The sequence below is a fragment of the Leptolyngbya sp. FACHB-711 genome, assembly GCF_014695615.1.
Taxonomy (GTDB): Bacteria; Cyanobacteriota; Cyanobacteriia; order Elainellales; family Elainellaceae; genus Leptolyngbya_A.
This window is the reverse complement of the sequence record NZ_JACJOR010000400.1, coordinates 1-20,775: the sequence shown is the minus strand read 5'-3', so window position 1 is coordinate 20,775 and position 20,775 is coordinate 1. Positions and strand designations below refer to the sequence as shown.

The following is a 20,775-nucleotide window of genomic DNA, read 5'->3' as shown; positions in this document are numbered from 1 at the left end:
TCTCCCCGCAGCTTCAACCAAAAATATCAAGCTGTTCACTCGGCTCAGCCACCGTTCGATAGTGACCATTGCGCTCCTGCGCCTTTCGGTCTGCTTTGGGCAGTGTTCCCTGCCGTAGACCCACCGCAATCCGGGAATGCTTCTCGATCTGCGTCATCACCTGACGGGCACGATCGATCACCGAGGCAGGCAGTCCGGCGAGTCGTCCGGCTTCGATGCCATAGGAGCGATCGGCTCCACCAGGACGTACTTGATGCAGGAAGATGATTTGATCCGGCAGCTCCTTCACCGTCACCTGATAGTTGGCAACGTTCGGCAGAATTGAGGCAAGCTCATTGAGCTCGTGATAGTGGGTGGCAAAAATTGTGCGGGCGCGAAGCTCGCTGGCTAAGTGTTCCGCCACTGCCCAGGCGATCGACAGTCCATCAAATGTCGCCGTTCCCCGGCCGATTTCATCCAGCAGCACCAGCGAATGCGCCGTGGCATGATTGAGAATATTTGCCGTTTCGTTCATTTCCACCATAAAGGTCGATTGTCCGGTTGCCAGGTCATCGACTGCACCCACACGGGTAAAGATGCGATCGCATACGCCCAGCGTCGCCCCATTTGCCGGAACAAAGCTTCCTACCTGTGCCAAAAGCTGAATCAGCCCCACCTGTCGCAAATAGCAGCTCTTGCCGCTCGCGTTTGGGCCTGTCAGCACAATCAGATCTGGCGCAGTTTCGCCTTTTCCGCCTCCCATTTCCGTCGAATTCGGCACAAAGAATCCTGCCGGAAGCGATTGCTCGACCACCGGATGCCGACCGGCTGCGATCGTCAATTCACGAGTGGGCACGATCTGGGGACGCACATAGCCGCGAAACGCCGCAATTTCTGCCAGAGAACAAAGGGCATCGATCGCCGCAATTGCCTGCGCCACCTGCCGAATTGGAGCTGCCTGATCGCTGACAGTCGATCGGAGTTTGACAAACAGGTCGTATTCCAACTTGTTTGCCTGATCCTTCGCAATTTGCAGCGCGGTTTCTTTGTCCTTTAGCTCCAGCGTGATGTAGCGTTCCTCATTGGTCAACGTTTGCTTGCGCGTGTAGCCCTCCGGCACTTTTTCGCCTGCTTTTGCCTTGGAGATGCTGATGTAATAGCCAAAGGTTTTGTTGAAGCTCACCTTCAGCGTCGGAATTCCAGTGCGTTCTCGCTCGATCGTCTCCAGTTCCGCGATCCATTTCTGATCGGTGTCGATTTGCTGCCGCAGGCGATCGAGGTCTTCGTTGACGCCATCGCGAATGAGCTGACCGTCCTGCAAGTGGATTGGCGGATTTTCCTTCAGGTGTGCTTTCAGCTTGCCGCCTAACTCCTGCAAAATATCGGGCACGGTTTGCAGCGCAACCAGATAAGGAGACTTTGCCGACTTCACAAGGCTTGCCAGATCGGGAAGACGATCGAGCGAATCTGCCAGTGCCATCAGATCCCGCGCATTTGCCGTTCCTGATCCGGCGCGTCCGGTCAAGCGTTCCAGGTCATAAATCTGCTTGAGTAGATGCTGAAGCGACTGCCGCAGCGATCCGTCTTCGATCAGTTCCTGAATTGTGTCCTGTCGCGCCTCGATCGCCCCAATGTCTAGCAGCGGCTGAAGCAGCCAGCGACGCAGTGCCCGACTTCCCATTGCCGTGACCGTTTTATCGATCGCCCACAGCAGCGACCCGTGAAAGGTTCCGTCCCGCACGGTTTGAGTAATTTCTAGATTGCGCCGAGTCTGATGATCGATCGTCAAAAATTCCGTGATCGTATAAGTGCAGAGCGGCTGAAGCAGAACTTTTTGCGCCGGAGCTTCGCCAAACTTGCGCTCAGAAGTGTCTTCCAAATATTCCAATAATCCGCCTGCTGCCCGAACTGCGAGTGCCAGATGCTCACAGCCCATGCCTTCCAGCGATCGAACCCGGAACCGTTCCAGAATCCGCTGGCGAGCTTCGGTCAGGGTAAAAGGCGTTTGGGGGCGCAGCGTGTAGCAAAACTGAGGCGGTAGACATTCTGGCAAATGAGAAGATTTTTCGCCTGGTCGCAGCAGTTCGCCTAGATCCGGCGCGTTGGTGGGAACCAGCACTTCTGAGGGCTGAAGCCGCATGAGTTCCTGAGTGAGCTGTTCGAGTTCGCTTGCCTGCGTCGTCAAAAATTCACCGGTTGAGATATCAGCGATCGCTAACCCCCAGTGATTTCCGGCAATCACCACTGCTGCCAGAAAGTTATTGCGCCGCGCGTTTAGCATTCCTTCTTCCAGAACAGTGCCCGGCGTAATCACGCGGGTGACTTCCCGCTGCACTAATCGCCCCTGCGCTTCTTCGGCATCCTCGGTTTGGTCACACACTGCTACTGCATAGCCCCGCTCGACAAGTAAGGCACAGTAGCGATCGAGCGCATGATGGGGAATACCTGCCAAAGGAACTTTACCAATTTTTTGCCCCGCATCTTTTGCAGTCAGCAAGAGTTCCAGTTCGCGGGCAACAACGATCGCATCCTGAAAAAACGTCTCAAAAAAATCGCCCACCCGATACAGCAGCAGCGCGTGTGGATACTGATCCTTCATCTCGACATAGTGCCGAATCATCGGAGTCAGATCATTCCGATTCACTGCCCGATGGTTGGCGTAGCGCACGGCATACTTAATCAGGCGATCGGGAATATCTTTGGTGAGTTCTGAGAAATCGGGAGATGCAGAGTCCGTCATGGAAGGAGGATAGGCGACACGATGATCATTAGACCATAGACGCTCCAGCCTGGAAAATGCCTATTTTGGGCACGTTAAAAGACTAGAACGCCTGATCTAACCGATCACTCTCCATCCTAAAAGGGATGCCAGAAAACTGCATCTATCCGGTTTTAATTTTGTGATCAGTTCTAATTTTGTGAGTGAGATTTGTCCTCATCCCTAGCCCCTTCTTAGAGAGCTTTTTAGTTAGAGAGCGATTCCCGATAGCTGCTAACGTCCCTCAACTTCTCCCGTAAAAAAGGCGCGAATAATCGTCCAGCCCATCCAAGCCAGTACGCTAAACGCTGCAATCAGCATCAAGGGTGCAAGCGCAGCTAATGGAGAGACGATCGTAACCAGAATCAGAGCCAGCAAAATCACTGTAACGATCGGATTCATGAGGAAATTTTAGGACACGGCTCTTTCAGGCTAAAGGTTGAGTAAGGCGATCGACCTCTAACAAAGGGTCGGTTTACGCTCTGTCTCACTCGAATCGATGTTAATCCCGACTCTGCTAGCAATCTCTGAAAATCGGTAACGAAGCATCAAGAATTATTGCCCGATCGCCCTCCTTCTCCCCACATGTAAAACGCCGCAGCCGAACCAGGAGAACAGTTTGAGCGATCGTTTCCACGCCAAAATATGTGAAGCATCTGCAGAAGTGCTTTCCCCAGTTTGCCGTAGGTTTGAGACAATCAAGAACAGCTTCAACCTTGATCCTCAGCCTCGTTGCCTTGTCGAGTGAAGACCCTCAGCATACGGAGATTTTCGGTTTATGAAATTGGCTTACTGGATGTATGCCGGACCCGCTCACATTGGCACGCTACGCATTGCCAGCTCCTTTAAAAACGTTCATGCCATCATGCACGCGCCTCTGGGGGACGATTATTTTAACGTCATGCGTTCCATGCTGGAGCGAGAGCGCGACTTTACGCCCGTGACGACAAGCGTGGTCGATCGCCATGTATTAGCGCGGGGATCGCAGGAAAAAGTGGTGGACAACATCACACGCAAAGATGCCGAAGAGCACCCCGATCTGATTGTGCTGACGCCAACCTGCACCTCCAGCATTCTCCAGGAAGACTTGCAAAACTTTGTCGAGCGTGCCCAGATCGAGGCAAAAGGCGATGTGCTGCTGGCGGATGTGAATCACTATCGCTTCAATGAGCTTCAGGCAGCCGATCGTACGCTTCAGCAAATCGTTCGGTTCTACATCGACAAAGCTCGCAAAAAAGGTGAACTGATCACCGACAAAACCGAGAAACCTTCGGTGAATATCATCGGTATCTCAACCCTGGGCTTCCACAATCAGCACGACTGCCGCGAACTGCGAAAGCTGATGGGCGATCTGGGCATTGAGGTGAATGTCGTGATTCCTGACCAGGCTTCGGTGCATGAGCTGAAAACCCTGCCGCGCGCCTGGTTTAACCTGCTACCCTATCGTGAACTGGGCTTGATGACCGCTGAATATTTGCAGGCGCAGTTTGGTACTCCGTTTGTGGATATCACGCCGATGGGTGTCGTAGAAACGGCACGGTGCATTCGGGCAATTCAGCAAATTGTCAACGCGCAGGGCGCAACCGTAGACTACGAACCCTTTATCGATGAGCAAACGCGGTTTGTGTCGCAGGCGGTCTGGTTTTCGCGATCGATCGACTGTCAGAACCTGACTGGAAAAAAAGCGGTCGTGTTTGGCGACAATACGCACGCGGCTGCTTTAACGAAAGTTTTGGCAAGAGAAATGGGCATTCGCGTTGTGCTGGCGGGAACGTACTGTAAATACGATGCGGAATGGTTTAGGGAACAGGTCAGCGAATACTGTGATGAAATCTTAATCAGCGAAGATAACGCCGAAATCGGAAATGCGATCGCCCGTTTAGAACCTGCCGCCATTTTTGGAACGCAAATGGAACGCCACGTCGGCAAGCGTCTGGATATTCCCTGCGGCGTGATTGCGGCTCCGATTCATATTCAGAACTTCCCGGTTGGCTATCGTCCGTACGTGGGCTATGAAGGCGCAAACCAGCTTGTGGATCTGGTGTATAACTCCTTCACGTTGGGCATGGAAGATCACCTGCTGGAAATCTTTGGCGGTCACGATACCAAAGAAGTGATTACCAAAGGCATGTCGGCAGAATCTGACCTCAACTGGAGCAAAGATGGCTTAGCCGAACTGAATAAAATTCCCGGATTTGTGCGCGGCAAAGTGAAGCGAAATACCGAAAAGTTTGCCCGCGATCGAGGAATTGAATCGATTACGGCTGAGGTTTTATATGCTGCAAAAGAAGCAGTTGGTGCATAAGTTTTGAGACGGTGTTTGACATCAGAATGAGTGAAGTCCTTTAGAATAAGGGGTGGGCTAAGCCTGCCCTTATTTTTTGTTGAATGATGACTCCTGAAAACTTAGAATCTGAACGTCTCTATACTCGCTTTGTTGCGATCGCCAAAACCCTTCAAATTGTCGGCTGTTTGTTGATTGTAGCGATCGTCGTTTTCTTTTTAACCAGTGTTCGAGTGGTCGGCGCACCCGTTCCGCTGTCGCTGATTATGGTTTTGTTTTTGCTGATTGTCGTACTGATTGGAATTATTTATTTAGCAACTCAGGGATTGATTGCGATCGTTGATTTACTGAGTCGAATCGAGCAGAATACGCGACCCGAATAGTATTACTCGCTGCGTCGAGTCCCAAAGAAACCTAACAAATTGCCAAACGGATCTTTGACCTGGCACATCCAGCTTCCATCGCCGCGATCGAGCGGACCGCGATATAAAACTGCACCCATTTGCATCGCTTTTTCCAGTGCAGTATCGAAACAGTCAACACGCCAGTAAGCGACCTGCCCGGCAGTTCCGGCAGAGACTTTGCGATCGGCTTCACTAAACCAGATTTCCTGATCACCCACCAACACAAAAAAATGATCGGGATGATCGAGATAGGTGATGGGAGCATCAAATAGTTTGGCATACCAAGCGGTTGCTTCATGACGATCGGGTACAAAATACATCAGTTCAACAATGCGCTGAAACATAGAATTTCTAACTCAAATTAATACGTTATTAGATCAGATCGTGCCATAAGTAACGCCTAACTGTTTGAGCCATTTGCGATAGGCAAGCGACCCTCGATCGCAGGGCAAATGAAATTCGAGCTGCGGGGTATAGAGCGGCAATTGTTGAGGCGAGTGGGATTCCAGATTTGCACCATCTTGAGCAAAAACTTTTTCCTGAAATGCTTGGGCGGCAGCTTCATCCATTTCTTCTTTGAAGTTGAACGTGAGGCACATCCAGCCAATCATCTCAACTTCGCTGACCGGTGTAACAAAGTAGAAAATATTGAGCAAATGTCCATTTGGCATTGTCTTTCGCAGCACGGCAACGAGTGGACGCAGTGCCCAGTAGTCATACTGCACAAACGCACCCTGCCCTGTACCATCGGGGTCGGGCTGCCAGTAGCGAATGTCGTGGAGCCACACGCCAGACTGATCGATCGTCACCTGGTAATCTCCCACTTCCGGCTTTTCGCGGCTGCCCAAAATGCCCTCATGCACAAAGGAGAAATGCGCCACGTCGAGGAAGTTTTCGATTGCCCGATAGCCGTTCGCGCTACAGGGATGAGGTCCAGTAATCACGCGACCGTACGCCGGATCATGCCACTCAGCAAAGTCGGGAATCTCCTGCTGCGGTTCTCCTAGAGAAACAAACACCAGTCCATATTTTTCCTGCACGGCATAGCGGCGAACGCAGGCTTGCTTGGGCGGAATGTAATCTGGATGAGCAGGCACATCAACACATCGACCGTCCGGGGCATAGGCTAACCCGTGATAGCTGCAAATGACGCGATCATCGACAATTTTTCCCTGAGAGAGCTGCACACTGCGATGGGGACAGCGATCGTCCCAGGCACAAACCTCACCCGATTCAGTCCGCCAAAGTACCACATTGGCATCCAAAAGACGCACAGGAACGAGAACCCCCGGCTGAAGATCGACGGAACGGGCAACCCCATACCAGTCATTCCAGATCACAGAATCCGCTAGAGCTTTCTGCTGAACAGTTTGCTGCATCGTGTTCCTCCTATTTAACCCTGTTTAATCCTGCTGAAACACCCGTCCCAAGGCGGCAGGCGGCGTACTGTGAATCATTTGCCCGATCGATCGACTGACAGCAGGCGGAAGACGTTTGAGGAGACGTTCGAGCCATTCACTCGAAGTCAATACGAGGAATAAAATCATCAATACAAATGGAGCAACGGTGAGAACCTGCGTGGGAACGTTGGGTAACGCACTTTGGGCAACGCTGGCTAAAGATTGGAGAATGCCAAACAGATAGCAGCCAAACGCAGCCCGTAACGGATTCCAGCCGCCGAAAATGACGATCGCCAATACAATCCAGCCATAGCCTGCGGTATGCCGATGACTCCAGCCCGCTTTGAAGTCGAGCGAAAACGCTGCTCCGGCAATGCCCATCAACGCGCCGCCCAACAGGGTATAAAGATAGCGCATCAGCACCACATTCGTTCCGCGCACAAACGCCGCCGCAGGCTGTTCACCGATCGCCCTCAGCATCAGTCCTGGACGGGTGCGATAAAAGAAAAACGCCGTGCCAATAATCAGCAGATAGCTGCAATACACGAGCAAATCGCTTTGAAACAAAAGCGGTCCCAAGAGCGGAATATTTTGCAGCAGCGGCAGCTTGAAACTGGGCACAACCGGACCCGGAATTCGCACAAACGGGTTGCCCAAAAACGAAGACAAATCAGCACAGAGCAATGCCAGCACAAACCCGATCGCCACCTGAGATTGCTGAAGCGTCAGTGCCCCAAAAGCCACGATGAGCGCGATCGCTGCCCCCGTAATCGCCGCCGCCCCAAATCCCAACAGCAAGCAGGGCACTGTACCCAGTCCTTCAGTGGTTTTCGCGACTGCAAAGCCGACCATGGCTGAAAGCAAAATGGTTCCTTCAGCAGAGAGGTTGATGACGCCAGCCCGTTCGGTAATCGTTTCGCCGACGGCAGCAAAAATCAGGGGCGTGGAGGTAGCGATCGCGACGGCGAGAATGGCGATGATTTGGGCAGGAGTCATGCGGGTAGAGAGGGGATGAGTGGAAGGGTGAGGGGACGGGGAAATGGGAGGAGCAGGGAATAGGATTCAGGATCTTGTGGAGTGGGTGTCCTGACGTGCCCATCGCCGCAAATTTTTGGGTTAGCTTGTGGGTTGCGTAGGCGATTGTTTGCGCTGGCTGAAGCCCCGTCCTAGGAGGGCGAAGAGAACGATCGTGCCCTGGATGACGCCGGAGAGAGAGGATTCTAGATCGAGCGCGAGGGGAAGTTGAAGGCTGCCAATGTTGAGGGCACTGAAGAAAAAGCCGATCGGGAGAATCAGCCACGCATTCGAGCCGATGAGCATGGCGATCAGCAGCGACAAATAGCCCAGATTGCTGGAAACGGTGGGAATCAAGCGATGGAAGACGGCAAGCACCTGCAATGCGCCCGCGAGTCCGGCACAGGCTCCGCAAATCGCAAACGCGCTCAAAAGCTGCTGAATGGATGGGATGCCGAGAACGTAGGAGGCTCGCAGGTTTTGACCCACCGCTTTGAGCTTCAGCCCGAAGTAAGTACCGCGCATGACCACGATCGTCGCTGCCAGCACCAGCAGAGCCAGAATTAAGGCGATCGGACTTGCTCCTGTGCTGCCAAAGGTAGGTAGCCAGAGGGATTCGCTAAACTGCTCTGTGCCGCTCATGGAGGCAACGCCCGGACGTTTCCAGGGACCAAAAATCAGATAAATTGCCAGCCCGTCGGCGACAAAGTTAAGTCCTAGTCCGGCAAAGATTTCATTGATGCGCCCGTAGACGTTGAGGATGCCTGTCAGCAGTCCCCACAATGCCCCGCCCACAATGCCTGCCCCAATTGCCAGCACAATCACCACAAACGGCGGCAGCACATCCTGAAACAATTGAATCGGAACCATGGAGGCGATCGCCCCGAAGGAAATCTGTCCCTCAATGCCCAGGTTATACAGCCCAGCCGTGAAGGTAAACAGCAGTCCACAGGTGCAAAGCACGAGCGGAACCAGCGTCATCACGACCCGCGCAACCTGATCAGAAGTGCTAAATGCCCCAGAAAACATATTCGTCAGCACCTCGATCGGAGAACCGCCCACCAGAACAATGACAACGGCAATAAACAGCAGCGATAAAACGATCGCGCTGGCTTGATAAACAGTCGATTGAGAAAGTTTGGGCATGGCGAGAAGATGGGAAACTAACCCATGACGTTTTGCTTGGTCGATTGCTTTGCAATTTCCGGTGTAGGGTAATCAGGCGGGCTATCTGCGTTGAGCAGCGCATCAAATCGACCGCCAATCATCTGTCCCAGGCGATCGACTGTCAACTGTGAAGCATCAATCGGCTGAGACATTTTCCCACTGCTGAATACAATCACCCGATCGCTGTACTGCATAATCTCATCGAGATCGGAAGAGGTAAACAAGATCGTTGTGCCGCCTTCGCATCGGGCAATCAACTGCTGCCAGACCCACAGCGTAGACTCAATATCCAAGCCGCGAGTCGGCTGTTCCATTAACAGGAGGTTGAGCGGGACAGGTAAAAGCGAAAGCTGGGTACGCTGCTGGTTGCCGCCGGAAAGCCGCTCGACTGTGCTGCTCGGTTTGCCACGAATGTTAAACAGGGCGATCGATCGCTGGGTTTTGTCCAGAATGTCTTTCCAATCAATAAACCAGCTTTTCGCAGGAATCCGCAGGGCAACGTGCTCTTGAATGGTTAAACCCGGAATCAGTCCTTCTCGGAGGCGATCGGCGGGCGAGTAGCCAATTCCCCCATTCAGATACGCCGGATAAGGCTGCTGCGTGAGGTTTTGTCCGTTAACGCAAATTTGTCCGGTAGGCGTTTTGAGCAGTCCGGCGCAAAGCTGAAGCAAAAGCTGTTGACCGCTGCCTTCGAGCCCGGCTAAGCCAACGACCTCGCCCTGATTCACCGTGAGCCGATCGATCCGAATCTGAAGCCGATCGCTGATCAGCATCACGTTTTCCAGATCGAGGGCAATTTGGTCTCGCTGGGTCGGCGGTTTGACGGGAGGAGCCAGTTCATGTCCAAAGATCAGGTTAATTAGCTCAGCCTCAGCACAGGGCACGGGCAAATTTCCCACCACCTGACCCTGACGCATCACAGTGAGGCGGTCGCACAACTGATTCACGTCTTCGAGCTTGTGCGATACAAAAATCACCGATTTACCCTGGTCTGCTAACTTGCGCGCTGCTGCAAACAAAGCGTCTTTCTGGGCTGCCGAAATGCCAGTCGTTGGCTCATCCAAAATCAGCGTATTCACGCCCAGTGAAAGCAAGCGCAAAATCTCAAGCTGCTGCCGTTCGCCGACGGTAAGATTGCCCACTTTGGCGTAGAGATTCAAATCAAAATTAAATTGAGCTGCTAACTCCCGAAACTGCCGCACGACCTGCGATCGAGCCATTAGCAGACTGCCCGACTTGCCCACCATAAAATTTTCCAGGACGCTTAGGGGCGGAAAATCGAGCGGATCTTGGTGCAGCATTCCGATTCCGACCTTCATCGCATCGGCGGGTGTGCGAATCTCGGTTTCCCTACCGTCCAGCAGCAATCGACCGGAATCCTTGGTGATAAAGCCGCTGAGAATCTTGACCAGTGTACTTTTTCCCGCACCGTTTTCGCCCAGCAGTCCGTGGATGCTCCCTGCCTCGACCGTAAGCGAAATGCGATCGTTTGCCTGAACCGTGCCGAACCGCTTGCTGATGTCCTGAAGTTCAACTCTCATAGCAAATCCCTGAAGAGGCAAATTCCTGAAAGGCGGCAGAAAAAAGGCAAAGGGATCAGCCATTGGTCTGACCCCCCTTTCTTTATTATGAGCTGATTTACTTGCTGGCTCCTTCCATTCCCTCTAATAGCTGGGGCATATACCAAATCTCTTGATCGGTTGCCGTCTTACCATCTGCTACAAAGGTGCTGCCGTCTTGGAGCTTAATCGGACCCTTGTACGGGTTAATGCTGCCATCGCCCAAGCCCTGAATGAACTTGTCCAGCGAGGCTTTCTGGTCGCCTAGCGCGTTCCCCGGCAGGAAGCCAATCATCGAGGCTGGGGCGTTAATGTCCTTCCAGTCGGGACCGAGCCAGACAAACTCACTTGGCATTTCACCGCCCATCGTTTTCTGGATCGCCGTCTCATAAGGAATTCCCCAGTTGTAGTAGGGCACGCCTAAGCAGATATCAGGAGCCAGATCGCAGCCGCCCTTAAAGTCGTAGTGGACATACTTCACGGCTTTGCCTGCCTCCGCCGCTTTCTTCGCCTGGGCAGACACTTCGGGCGTGTCAATTCCCGACATCACCACATCGTAGCCGCCGTTGTAATAGTCATCTGCCACTTTAGTCGGGTCGAGCGTTTTACCCGGAATGTTAAACCAGAAGCCGATCCAGGTGACTTTGAAATCCAGGTCAGCCGCTGCCTTGTTGCGATAGTTTTCCCAGCAGTGCTTTGCGCCCAGATAAGCCGCGGAAGTGTATCGACGAGTTTCATCGTTGATCAACGGACCAACGTAGCCGATCTTGCCGCTCTCGGAACCCAGGGCAGCGGCACAGCCTGCAATCATTTTGCCGTACTCCATCCGCCCCATGATATTACCCAGGTTCGGCTGATTCTTGAAGTTCTGACCCTCTTTCCAGGCATAGTCGCCCGACGCATGAACGACCGCCACATCAGAATGCTTTTTTGCCGTCTCCAGCGCATCGTCTTTAAAGTCATCCGAGTTGAAGATGACCATTTTTGCGCCTTTAGAAATCAGATCATCAGCAACCTGTGCGCCTGTGATGTTGGGGCGATCGGCAGGGTTGACCTTATCCACATACTCAAACTTGAGGTCGGGCATTCTTTGGAGAACTTCCTGCATTCCGTCGTAGTGTGCCTGGTTCCAACCCGAATCGTTGCGCGGACCCACCAGCACCATCCCGACCGTAAAGGGATCACCGCCCCCCGCCGCTGCACCATCCGCCGCCGGACTCGAAGTGGTTGCCGTGGGGGAGTTTGAAGAAGTACCGCAGCCGACAATTAGGCCAAGCGTAATGGAAAACAGCGCAACGCTGCGCCAGAACCCACGCAGATAAAACCGTACCGGAGAAACTATTTGCTCTAACAAGCGAATCATCTTGTTCATTGAATTAGTTTGAGACGCAAAAACCAACGAATGGCACAATCGCAGAAATTGAACAGAACTTCGTTACAAAAATTTTAGGATACGATGCTCAACCCGCTTTAGCAGAGCAGCAGGATTCGCAGATGGTTTAGCAGATGGTTTAAAGGTCACGCTTAACTTACGCACAGATTGTTTACGCACAGATTGTTTACGAATGATTTAGGGAAAGTAATCTAATAAACCCCGATCGAAACTTTACTATCCTGCCCGATTGCCCTGCCCAAGCACCCTGCCCAATTGCCTCGCCCAATCAACTGACGGTCAGCAGACGTTTGGACAAGCGATGTTGTCGATCGCCGTAAAACGCATGCATCACCCGTTGATTATAGGCTGCACTAGGCTGGCACTAGGCTGATCATAGGCGAAAAGTTGAGAACCTGGCAGCAAAGGAATTTTAATCTGTGGAAGCGAGAAATTACCTAACTTTGAGATTCCTTTCGATCGCTTAATCTGCCTTTTCAATAAACGGTAGTGATCACAACAAACAGCCTCATTATGATTGCTGACCCAGTCGGAAATTGTAGTTCAAATTACAGTCGTACAAACTGAATGAGTCGCTCGATCGGATGAAGTGTGAGCATCCCGGTTCTACAAAAAAGCCGCCCATCCCATCACGGGAGAGACAGCTTATTTTCTCTACTTATTTTCCCTGGGGAATTGGGCTAAGGACTTGAGGAGTTACTGTTGCCCTTGACCAAATATCTACAAGGGGAATCCCTGTAAGGGGGAACTGCTTCGCCTTGCAGCGTTACTCTGGGAGGTTAGCTCAAAAACGGCTAATTGACACTTGCCAGCGTAAATGCCGGAGTCAGGCTGTCATGCGCTAGGAAGTGATCCAGGTGGAACGCTCGATCTTCGGTTTGCAGCAAGATTTGCTCATAGAGCAGGCGCGTGGCTCGATCGCCTAAACTCTCTGCTTGAGCTGCCTGCTGCCGAATGACTCCAATGATTGCCTGCTCTGCTGCTAAGTCATGGACAACCATATCTCGACAAGAGAAAATGCCGTCCGGTTCTACAGTGAAGCAGCAGAGTTCTGCCAGTTTGGTGAAGCTTGCTGCTGGAACGCCGCCCAGACCGTTGAGCCGCTCACCAATGGCGTGAACGTGATCCTGCACTTTTCCGTATGCCTCATCAAAGAACTGATGCAGCGAATAAAATTCTGCACCTTCCACCACAAAATGATGCTTTTGATATTGCAAATAGAGGGCTTGAAAGCTCGCTAAAGTGATATTTAGTCCTTCACAAATCGCTGTGGTAACGTTTTTCTCCAGCAGGATTGGATTGTCCCGAACCTGGTCGAAAGCTTGAATAGCGGATGCGATCGTTACCATATAAGTTTCCTCTCTCAGCAGATAGAACTGCTAGCTATCGTTGGCTGTTATCCGGGTGAGGAAAGATCAACGATTCAACATTGATAATTCCTGCTTTGCCTTTAATCTAGAGGAGAGTTTATCGAACCGTCAACTATTAAAAAATACTTTGCAGTAATCTAATAGAAATCATTTGCAATTATTCGCAAGGAGTAATTATCTACCAAACAGCAGATGCTTCTTCTTCAGCCTTTTCGTCGAGCGATTTCCTTACATCAAATTCGATTGAGCTTAAAGTTAACTCACGCTTTCACGCTGAGAAGTTTGCTCTAGAAAAGGGGGAATATGCCGCTTTCTTTGCAGGGCGCTGCTTGGCTCCAGCAGCATCAGTTCCTCAATGTTTTGTTGGATGGTGGCACAAATGCTATCGAGCGGTAAGTCGTTTGCGTCGTGACCAAAAGGATTTTCAATCTCAATTCCAATTTCCTCGATCCCAAACATAATGAAGCTAATTAAAATGACGATCGCCACTGTCCATCCATGCAGCTCTGCCACAAATTGAAATGGCAGCGTCAGGGAATAAAGTAGCAAAACCTGCTTGAGGTGAATTCCGTACGCCAGCGGCATGGGCGTTTTCAAAATGCGTTCGCAGCCTCCCAGACAATCTACCATTGCATTGAGCGACTGCTGCATCTGAGAAAACTGATAGACATTCAGGCATTCCCGCTGATATTGATACTGCAAATAATCCTGAATCCAGAAGGCAATTTCGAGCGGCGGATTATGCAGCGTTTTAAGCGTGCAGTACTGCGAATGAGGCACTAATTTTTCTAGCTCCTCATTTACCGATTCCTGCCTCAGATGCCGCTTCATTGCCACTGAAAATCCAGCTAGCAAAGACAAAATAATTTGCTTATTCTGGCGGTCTTGCAGATCTTTTTCAATAACCGAAACCCAAATTTGTCGTGCCAAATTGCGAGTGGCGTTCACAAGACTGCCCCACAGCTTCCGTCCCTCCCAAAACCGCTCGTAGGCAGTATTGGTGCGAAACACCAGCATCAGCCCCAGAACGACATTTGGAATCACGCCCGCTAACACAGGCAGACCCACCGGATAACCCAATCGATCGAACAGCACAACGCCGATCGCAAAGAGTCCACACACTAAGGTGCGCGGCAAAACCGCCGGAATCACCGATCCTCGCAGCCGCAGCGCCGATCGAAACCAGGATTGCTGCGTTTTCTTAACTTTATGCATGGTCAGGAAACCGGATTAAAAATAAGCAAGAATTACCCTATCCTGCCCTTTGCTGGCGATGTTCGCGCATGGACTGCACAAAGTTATCGAACAAATAATCTGCGTCGTGGGGACCAGGGCTGGCTTCCGGGTGATACTGTACCGAGAACAGCGGCAGCGACTTGTGACGCAATCCGGCAACTGTACGATCGTTCAAATTCAGATGCGTAATTTCTACGTCTGAATTGGGCAGGGAGTCTGCGTCGATCGCAAATCCGTGATTCTGACTGGTAATTTCCACGCGCTGATGCAACCCGCAGGGCTGATTTAAGCCGCGATGCCCAAACTTGAGCTTAAACGTTTCCCCCCCCAGCGATAGACCGAGAATCTGGTGGCCCATACAAATGCCAAACATCGGCTTCTCGCTTTCCAGCAAGGCTCTTGCCGTCTCGATGCCCTCGGTTACTGCGGCAGGATCGCCCGGTCCATTCGAGAGGAAAATTCCGTCTGGATTGAACTTGAGGATTTCCTCTGGCGGCGTATCTGCCGGAACCACAATCACTCGACACCCGTAGCTTGCCAACCGTCGCAGGATGTTGCGTTTGATGCCAAAGTCGATCGCCACTACGGTCAACTGTTCCCCCGTAGCACTGTCTAACGTTGGGCGAAACTCCCAGGACGATTCAGTTGGGTCAGCCCATTCGTAGACTTTTTGCGTTGTCACTCCCCGCACTAAGTTCAAACCTGCCATGCTCGGAGCTCGCTGCACCTGAAGCAGCAAATCCGCCGGATCAAGCACTTCGGTTGAAATTGCCCCGTTCATTGCCCCCGTTGCTCGAATCTTGCGCGTCAGCGCGCGGGTATCAATGCCGTAAATTCCAATAATGTGATGTCGCTTCAGATAGTCGGGCAAGGATTCAGTCGATCGCCAGTTGCTCGGACGGTAACAGATGTTTTTGGCGATCGCCCCCCGCACATGAGGACGAATTGATTCTTCGTCGTCCGGGTTTACTCCGGTATTGCCTAGCTCTGGATAAGTAAAGGTGACAATCTGCCCCTCGTAGCTGGGGTCGGTCAGCACTTCCTGATAGCCTGTCATGCCCGTATTAAAAACGACTTCACCGATCGTCGTTCCGGTCGCCCCAAACGACCATCCCTGAAAGCTGGTTCCATCCGCAAGGACAAGCAGGGCAGGTTTGGCATCTGAAAAGAGCATAGGTTCTCATGAAAGTCAGCGTTATCTATATTAGAGCGCGATCGGTGGGAGTGGGACAGGGAATTGTCAGGATTACAGGATTTGTGGGGAGCAGAGGAGCGGAGGAGCAGGCGGGCGAGAAAGGTGAGGGGCGATCGCTTGCTCTATCGGTCTAATGACCAAGATAAGCGGTTGCAAAAATTTCTGAGACCACATCAGGACTTCTTCAATCCGCTCTAACACGGTTGTTATACGGCGATCGCTTGCTCATTTGCAATTTCATCTTGATTTATGTGCAATAAAGGCAGCATGGGCTTTTGGTAGTTTATATTGACCATAACTACGCATGACTGGAATCTGGAACCCTATCTCACGAAGTTTTTCAGCCATGTCTTTCGCCTTGTACAGTCGTAAATGATGTACTTCTTCATCTCGCCTGTAATGTTCTCCCACTTTTCGTAAAGTGATAATGCGACGAATCAATATTGACTGCTCTTGATTCTCCTCCTTCTCAACAAGAACTATTCAGTCTTTCCCTTCAGTAAAACTCTGAGTTTTATTTCCTTGCATCCCCTATCCTGGTTCTGCAATATCAAAGAGGAACACACCTCCTGGAGTTAATGCGCTGTAGATGCGATCGAAGAGTTGAGTCAGCGTGTGGCAATTGTTATCTGTATCAAATAGATAGTTGAAACATTCACCAATTGAGACAACAGCATCGCAAGACGGGATGTTGGTCTTAAACAATGACTCCACTCGAAACTCAGCACCCGGAACTCTGGTTCGAGCAATTGCAATCAGAGACTCAGAAATATCAATTCCAAGAACACGATAATGAGCCTTGCTAAGCTCTAAGGCTGATAATCCACTTCCACATCCCAAGTCCACTACTAAACCTTCTCGAATACTGTTTTGTTCCAAGATATCGAGTATGCCAGGAGCAGATTTGAGAGCATATTCACTGTGACCAACATCATGAATGTATGCAAGGTCTTCCTTGTACCACTTTTGCATCTCTTTACTCCAGCAAATGATTGCGCGAATTTCTACAATTGCATCTCATCAATAACTGAAGTGTACTGTCTCTACTCAGGACTGAGTCGTATAACGACCCTAATCACCGGACATAGATACCCTTTGCAACTCACTGGCTACTTGACTTTGTTACGGTGCATTGGGATTAGCTAGCCTGCGTCTGTTAATGATCACTTAAACAGTGTCAGAGCGGATCTTTTGGATAACTTCCATGAGCTTCGATTGACGCTGGCTTTTACTCTTTAATAATTTTGTCAACAGATTCTTAAAGATCACATCAGGATCAGAACCAGGAATTCTTTCGGAAAGAAGCCTTAATCGTTGTTTAAAGTCCTGCGCTTGCAAAATTTCTTGCGGTAAGTCTTGTTCCAAAAGTTCTTTAGCTGCATCTTCATCCCAAACTAACTGCTCAGGTGTTAGTTCAGGAAGAAAATGGACAGATCTTCTGAAAAAACGAATGTAACGTGTCCTTTCATCTACGTCAGCAAAATTGAGCTTGGGCCCTTTTTTATTATTTCCACGGGTAATTTCTTGAATCAATTTATCTAGGTCACTTTCTCCCTGGGGTAGTGCGCCATCTTCAGGAATATACTCTGTAGGCTTATGATCTCCATCAAAAATAACAAATACGTCTTTTCTCTCAGAGTTTGCATAAGCTTGAATATCAAGATAAATTTGTGAAGTTCCGCCTTTCCGAACCAAAACCTGAAAATCTCTTGATGCGTGACTTGATGCTAGCTTTAAAGCTGAAACAACAATGTGTTTTGCTCGCTCATCTTCAACCAAAATGGTTTTTCCAGCAGGAAGAGTATCAATCTCATGTAATGCTTCATCTGCTGAGAGATCTGTTCTCACTGTTACAGTACCATCTGGTTCAAGAACGAGCACCCGAATTGCATTCTGAGGAAGTTTTTTTGCAAGATATATAGAATGGGTAGCAATAACAATCTGAAGTGATTTCCGAACAGCCTGATGTGCTATGAATTCTAGCATTCGTTGTTGGGCACGGGGATGAAGCGATGTCTCAGGCTCGTCCAAGAGAATCAAGGATTTTTCTGGAGCTTGCAATATATTATGTACGAGTAGCGCGGCGGCGGACTCGCCACTGCCAGCGAATGCATCTGAGTACCCATTAAAATGACTTGTCTGAAACAATATTGTCCAACCTTCATGTCCATGAAATAGTGAGTGTTTCAGAACCTTCCCACTAATGTAATCGCGCTCAAGGATGTATTTCAATACTTCTAGCTCATCACCAATTAGTGGGATACCACTCTTTTCGATTTCTTTTTTTAATGGTTTTGAACGTTGCCTAAGATAGTCTTGCTTCCGATACTCTCTCCGTAATACTCCACGTTCCTTGGCAGAACGGATGCGTTCTTCAAGATGCCTTGGATCAGGAAAGTAGAAGTATTTATCAAAGGCAGGCAGCTCACCACGGAAGTCTAGGTGTATAACTTTGAGTTTAATAGGGCTAATTCGAGTACCACTAACAGAAAAGCCATATATTTGACTGTGTTTGACCGCTTCCCAATAATCGGGGTCTTTAGGTCCTCGTGGAGCGCGAGCCTTAATACATTCGACAATTTCCCCGGTATCGTCGCGATATCGATGAACAACACTTTGCTTACGCCCATTACGCTCAGACGGAATTGCGTCAAGTTCAGTTTCAAACCAAAAATCTGCTATGGTCTGTCCACTTGGGCTGCCGTAAAGAGCATGAAGTATGGAACTTTTGTTTGTTCCGTTTCGACCAAGCAAAATTGTAATTGGAAAATCAAATGGTAATTCAGTATCTATATGAAGATTGCGATAATTGGGAAACCGAAGGCTGCAAATATAAGGCTTTTTGCTTTCAAGAGCTTTGACGCTTTTTTGAAGGTCATCTACCGGTTTGTTCTTACTCATACCAACAACTCACGGCTGATGATTCTTGCAATTGGTCTAATCATATCGGGTGGAAACGCATTCCCAATTTGACACGCAACATGCTCTTTGCCTCGATCAAAGCAAAACTGATAACTTTGGGGAAATGTTTGTAATAGTGCAGCTTCCCGAAGTGTGATAGCTCTATCCTCTTCAGGATGAAGAAAGCGTCCTCTGGAGGGATTATTACATCCACTAGTGATAGTCGGCGCGACATCATCCCATGCCATTCGACCATAGACATCCTTAAATCCATCAGTGCGAGTATGGCAGGCACATTGTAACTCAGGAGAAATATCGCGACGACTACCACCATTTTTAGGAGTTGCTTTGATTCTCGCAATCATAGTTGGTGTTCGCCTCTCAGGAATATCATGGAGTATATCTCCACTAGTTCCTGGTGGTGCTAGATGACCGATAGCGTTTCTAACAGTTCTGCGCTCGCAGCGATGGCTTGACCAACTTAGGGGAATTTCTTTTCCCCTCAATGCAACAAGAATTAATCGCTTACGTCGCTGTGGCACGCCAAAATCAGATGCATTAAGGACTGCATACGTAGATTGATATCCTGCTTGTTTTAAGCCGAGGCGAAAACTAGCAAAGTGATTGTCATTTGCCAAACCAGGAACGTTTTCTACGATAACCGCACGAGGTCGTATTGAGCGTACCAACCGTAGCATCTCAATAATGAGTTCTTTACTTGGATCATTTACCTGTTGCTTTCGGCGGCGTGTACGAAGTGTTGAAAAAGCTTGACATGGTGGGCATCCAGTTAATAAGTCCAATTCACCACGAGAAATCCCTGCATGCTTGAGAATTTGAGGACCTCTTACCCGACGAATATCATCGACTATGAGATTTGTTCCTTGATGGTTAAGGCTATAACTTTTTGCTGATACTGGATCAATCTCTACCGCAGCAACTATTTGAAATCCCTCTTCTACAAGTCCATAGCTAAGTCCTCCTGCACCAGCAAAAAGATCGATAGATGTTAGCAACTTCATTACTTTGTGATGGCTCAACAGTTAAGTATCATTTGCAATACCCAGCTTGCCATTGAGTATGCAAGCTCTTCTATGGGGATGGATTAATTCAGAACACGTAGCATAATAATGAATTTTATTGCAAGAAGATAACCTGCAAAACAGTAGACGCCCAAACTTGTTACAGAACTTTATTAAATCTCATTTGTACATAATATATTCATACTCTAAATAATGGCTATCCAAACTAAGTGGCCTCTACAATAAATTCACAGTAGTTTTGCTTTTAGGCTCAACAAATTACTGAGGGGAACAGTCCCTACAAAATAACCCAGCAGGCTAACGACCAAGCTCACTAGACACAGTTAGCCCCAGAGACTCAACCGACAGCTTACGGCGTTTTGGTATAGCGACTTGTTAGGTGGCTTATTTACCCATCATGTTGCTTTGTAAGCCTCTGAAATTGGAAGAATAACTTTTTGAGAGTAATCAATTTCAGAAAAATCAATACTCCAATTTTTTGAAGCGTAATAGATTGTTCTCATCAAAGTGATAAATTTTTGTTTCGGCACGACCTCTGAGTTGCTAATTACTAACTCTTCTGAGACAGGCATACAGTCTAACTTAGTTAATATATAGAACATTTCGGAGCTAAGTAGAGGGTATTCCTGAACAATACGGCTTACAATATCTAGAAAAACTTTTCCTTTCGGAGTTTCATTGTAGAGAAGTACCGCTGATGGTGACTCAATAAAACCTATTCCAACCATCAGAGAGAGCTTTTCTCGGATTGAACTAGCACTAATACCGAGCCTTTTCTGTAGAGTCGAGATATTTACAAATCCTTGAGTAGCAATATCATAAAGGATTGCAAGATTTAGACCAAATGTTCCTGATACATTAAGAAAAAGATCAACATTCTCTGCACTGATACGACCAAATACTACGTTAAATAAAATGTCCTCAATAATTTGAGATTTAACTATCTCTCCAACAAGTTTTCGTTCTTCTTCTTTATCAGCGTCAAAATCAGATGGTACCCAAATGGGCTTAAGGCGCCGAATTTTTGGGGAAAACCAGAACATTTTGAGCGAACAGGGTGGGTATCTCCCAC

Annotated in this window: 18 protein-coding genes; 3 read left to right on the top strand and 15 right to left on the bottom strand. The window is 49.4% G+C overall.

Annotated features, from left to right (window positions below):
• Nucleotides 1-13: 13 nt before the first annotated feature.
• Both mutS and H6F80_RS17025 read right to left on the bottom strand, forming a co-directional pair.
• Entirely contained in the window at nt 14-2,719 is a 2,706-nt protein-coding gene (mutS, locus tag H6F80_RS17030; RefSeq protein WP_190792717.1) for a DNA mismatch repair protein MutS, read from the bottom strand.
• A gap of 252 nt (nt 2,720-2,971) precedes the next feature.
• Complete coding sequence (locus tag H6F80_RS17025) at nt 2,972-3,139, bottom strand: hypothetical protein (protein ID WP_190792716.1); 168 nt, start codon at nt 3,137-3,139, stop codon at nt 2,972-2,974.
• Nucleotides 3,140-3,515: 376 nt separating this feature from the next.
• Between H6F80_RS17025 and bchB the strand changes: the two genes are divergently transcribed.
• Entirely contained in the window at nt 3,516-5,042 is a 1,527-nt protein-coding gene (gene bchB, locus H6F80_RS17020) for a ferredoxin:protochlorophyllide reductase (ATP-dependent) subunit B (RefSeq protein WP_190792715.1), read from the top strand.
• Between the two features lie 86 nt (nt 5,043-5,128).
• On the top strand, nt 5,129-5,404 hold the full coding sequence (locus H6F80_RS17015; RefSeq protein WP_190792714.1) for a hypothetical protein: 276 nt from the start codon (nt 5,129-5,131) through the stop codon (nt 5,402-5,404).
• A gap of 2 nt (nt 5,405-5,406) precedes the next feature.
• Here H6F80_RS17015 and H6F80_RS17010 read toward each other — a convergent pair whose 3' ends face one another.
• The 9 genes from H6F80_RS17010 to carA all read right to left on the bottom strand — a co-directional run bounded on the left by H6F80_RS17010 (nt 5,407) and on the right by carA (nt 15,738).
• A complete protein-coding gene (locus H6F80_RS17010) occupies nt 5,407-5,769 on the bottom strand; it encodes a VOC family protein (RefSeq protein WP_190792713.1) in 363 nt (120 codons plus the stop codon).
• Nucleotides 5,770-5,802: 33 nt separating this feature from the next.
• Nucleotides 5,803-6,804 (bottom strand): aromatic ring-hydroxylating dioxygenase subunit alpha, encoded by a 1,002-nt coding sequence (locus tag H6F80_RS17005; RefSeq protein WP_190792712.1) that lies wholly within the window; start codon nt 6,802-6,804, stop codon nt 5,803-5,805.
• Between the two features lie 24 nt (nt 6,805-6,828).
• The gene (locus tag H6F80_RS17000) at nt 6,829-7,821 is read right to left on the bottom strand and encodes an ABC transporter permease (protein WP_190792711.1); all 993 of its coding nucleotides are present in this window, start codon (nt 7,819-7,821) and stop codon (nt 6,829-6,831) included.
• A 120-nt stretch (nt 7,822-7,941) separates the two neighbouring features.
• Nucleotides 7,942-8,985 carry an ABC transporter permease gene (locus H6F80_RS16995; protein ID WP_190792710.1) on the bottom strand — a complete coding sequence of 348 codons (1,044 nt, stop codon included), beginning with the start codon at nt 8,983-8,985 and terminating at the stop codon, nt 7,942-7,944.
• 17 nt (nt 8,986-9,002) lie between these two features.
• Entirely contained in the window at nt 9,003-10,547 is a 1,545-nt protein-coding gene (locus H6F80_RS16990; protein ID WP_190792709.1) for an ABC transporter ATP-binding protein, read from the bottom strand.
• 97 nt (nt 10,548-10,644) lie between these two features.
• Nucleotides 10,645-11,937, bottom strand: a complete 1,293-nt coding sequence (locus H6F80_RS16985; RefSeq protein ID WP_242067415.1) for a BMP family lipoprotein — start codon at nt 11,935-11,937, stop codon at nt 10,645-10,647.
• An 815-nt stretch (nt 11,938-12,752) separates the two neighbouring features.
• Complete coding sequence (gene dpsA / locus H6F80_RS16980; protein ID WP_190792708.1) at nt 12,753-13,307, bottom strand: DNA starvation/stress protection protein DpsA; 555 nt, start codon at nt 13,305-13,307, stop codon at nt 12,753-12,755.
• 276 nt (nt 13,308-13,583) lie between these two features.
• Entirely contained in the window at nt 13,584-14,543 is a 960-nt protein-coding gene (locus H6F80_RS16975) for a bestrophin family protein (RefSeq protein WP_190792707.1), read from the bottom strand.
• Nucleotides 14,544-14,580: 37 nt separating this feature from the next.
• The gene (gene carA / locus H6F80_RS16970; protein ID WP_190792706.1) at nt 14,581-15,738 is read right to left on the bottom strand and encodes a glutamine-hydrolyzing carbamoyl-phosphate synthase small subunit; all 1,158 of its coding nucleotides are present in this window, start codon (nt 15,736-15,738) and stop codon (nt 14,581-14,583) included.
• A gap of 8 nt (nt 15,739-15,746) precedes the next feature.
• Here carA and H6F80_RS16965 point away from each other — a divergent pair, with 8 nt between their 5' ends.
• Entirely contained in the window at nt 15,747-15,893 is a 147-nt protein-coding gene (locus tag H6F80_RS16965; RefSeq protein WP_190792705.1) for a hypothetical protein, read from the top strand.
• Between the two features lie 397 nt (nt 15,894-16,290).
• On the opposite strand, the gene H6F80_RS31385 is transcribed toward H6F80_RS16965, so the two are convergent.
• The 4 genes from H6F80_RS31385 to H6F80_RS16945 all read right to left on the bottom strand — a co-directional run.
• Nucleotides 16,291-16,731: a class I SAM-dependent methyltransferase gene (locus H6F80_RS31385; RefSeq protein WP_242067414.1), complete on the bottom strand. Its 441-nt coding sequence runs from the start codon at nt 16,729-16,731 to the stop codon at nt 16,291-16,293.
• 195 nt (nt 16,732-16,926) lie between these two features.
• Nucleotides 16,927-18,660, bottom strand: a complete 1,734-nt coding sequence (locus H6F80_RS16955; protein WP_190792704.1) for an ATP-dependent nuclease — start codon at nt 18,658-18,660, stop codon at nt 16,927-16,929.
• Nucleotides 18,657-19,682 carry a DNA cytosine methyltransferase gene (locus H6F80_RS16950; protein WP_190792703.1) on the bottom strand — a complete coding sequence of 342 codons (1,026 nt, stop codon included), beginning with the start codon at nt 19,680-19,682 and terminating at the stop codon, nt 18,657-18,659. Before H6F80_RS16950 ends, H6F80_RS16955 begins: the two co-directional genes overlap by 4 nt.
• Nucleotides 19,683-20,098: 416 nt before the next feature.
• The coding region (locus tag H6F80_RS16945) for a hypothetical protein (RefSeq protein ID WP_206755084.1) at nt 20,099-20,775 on the bottom strand (677 nt) is incomplete at its 5' end.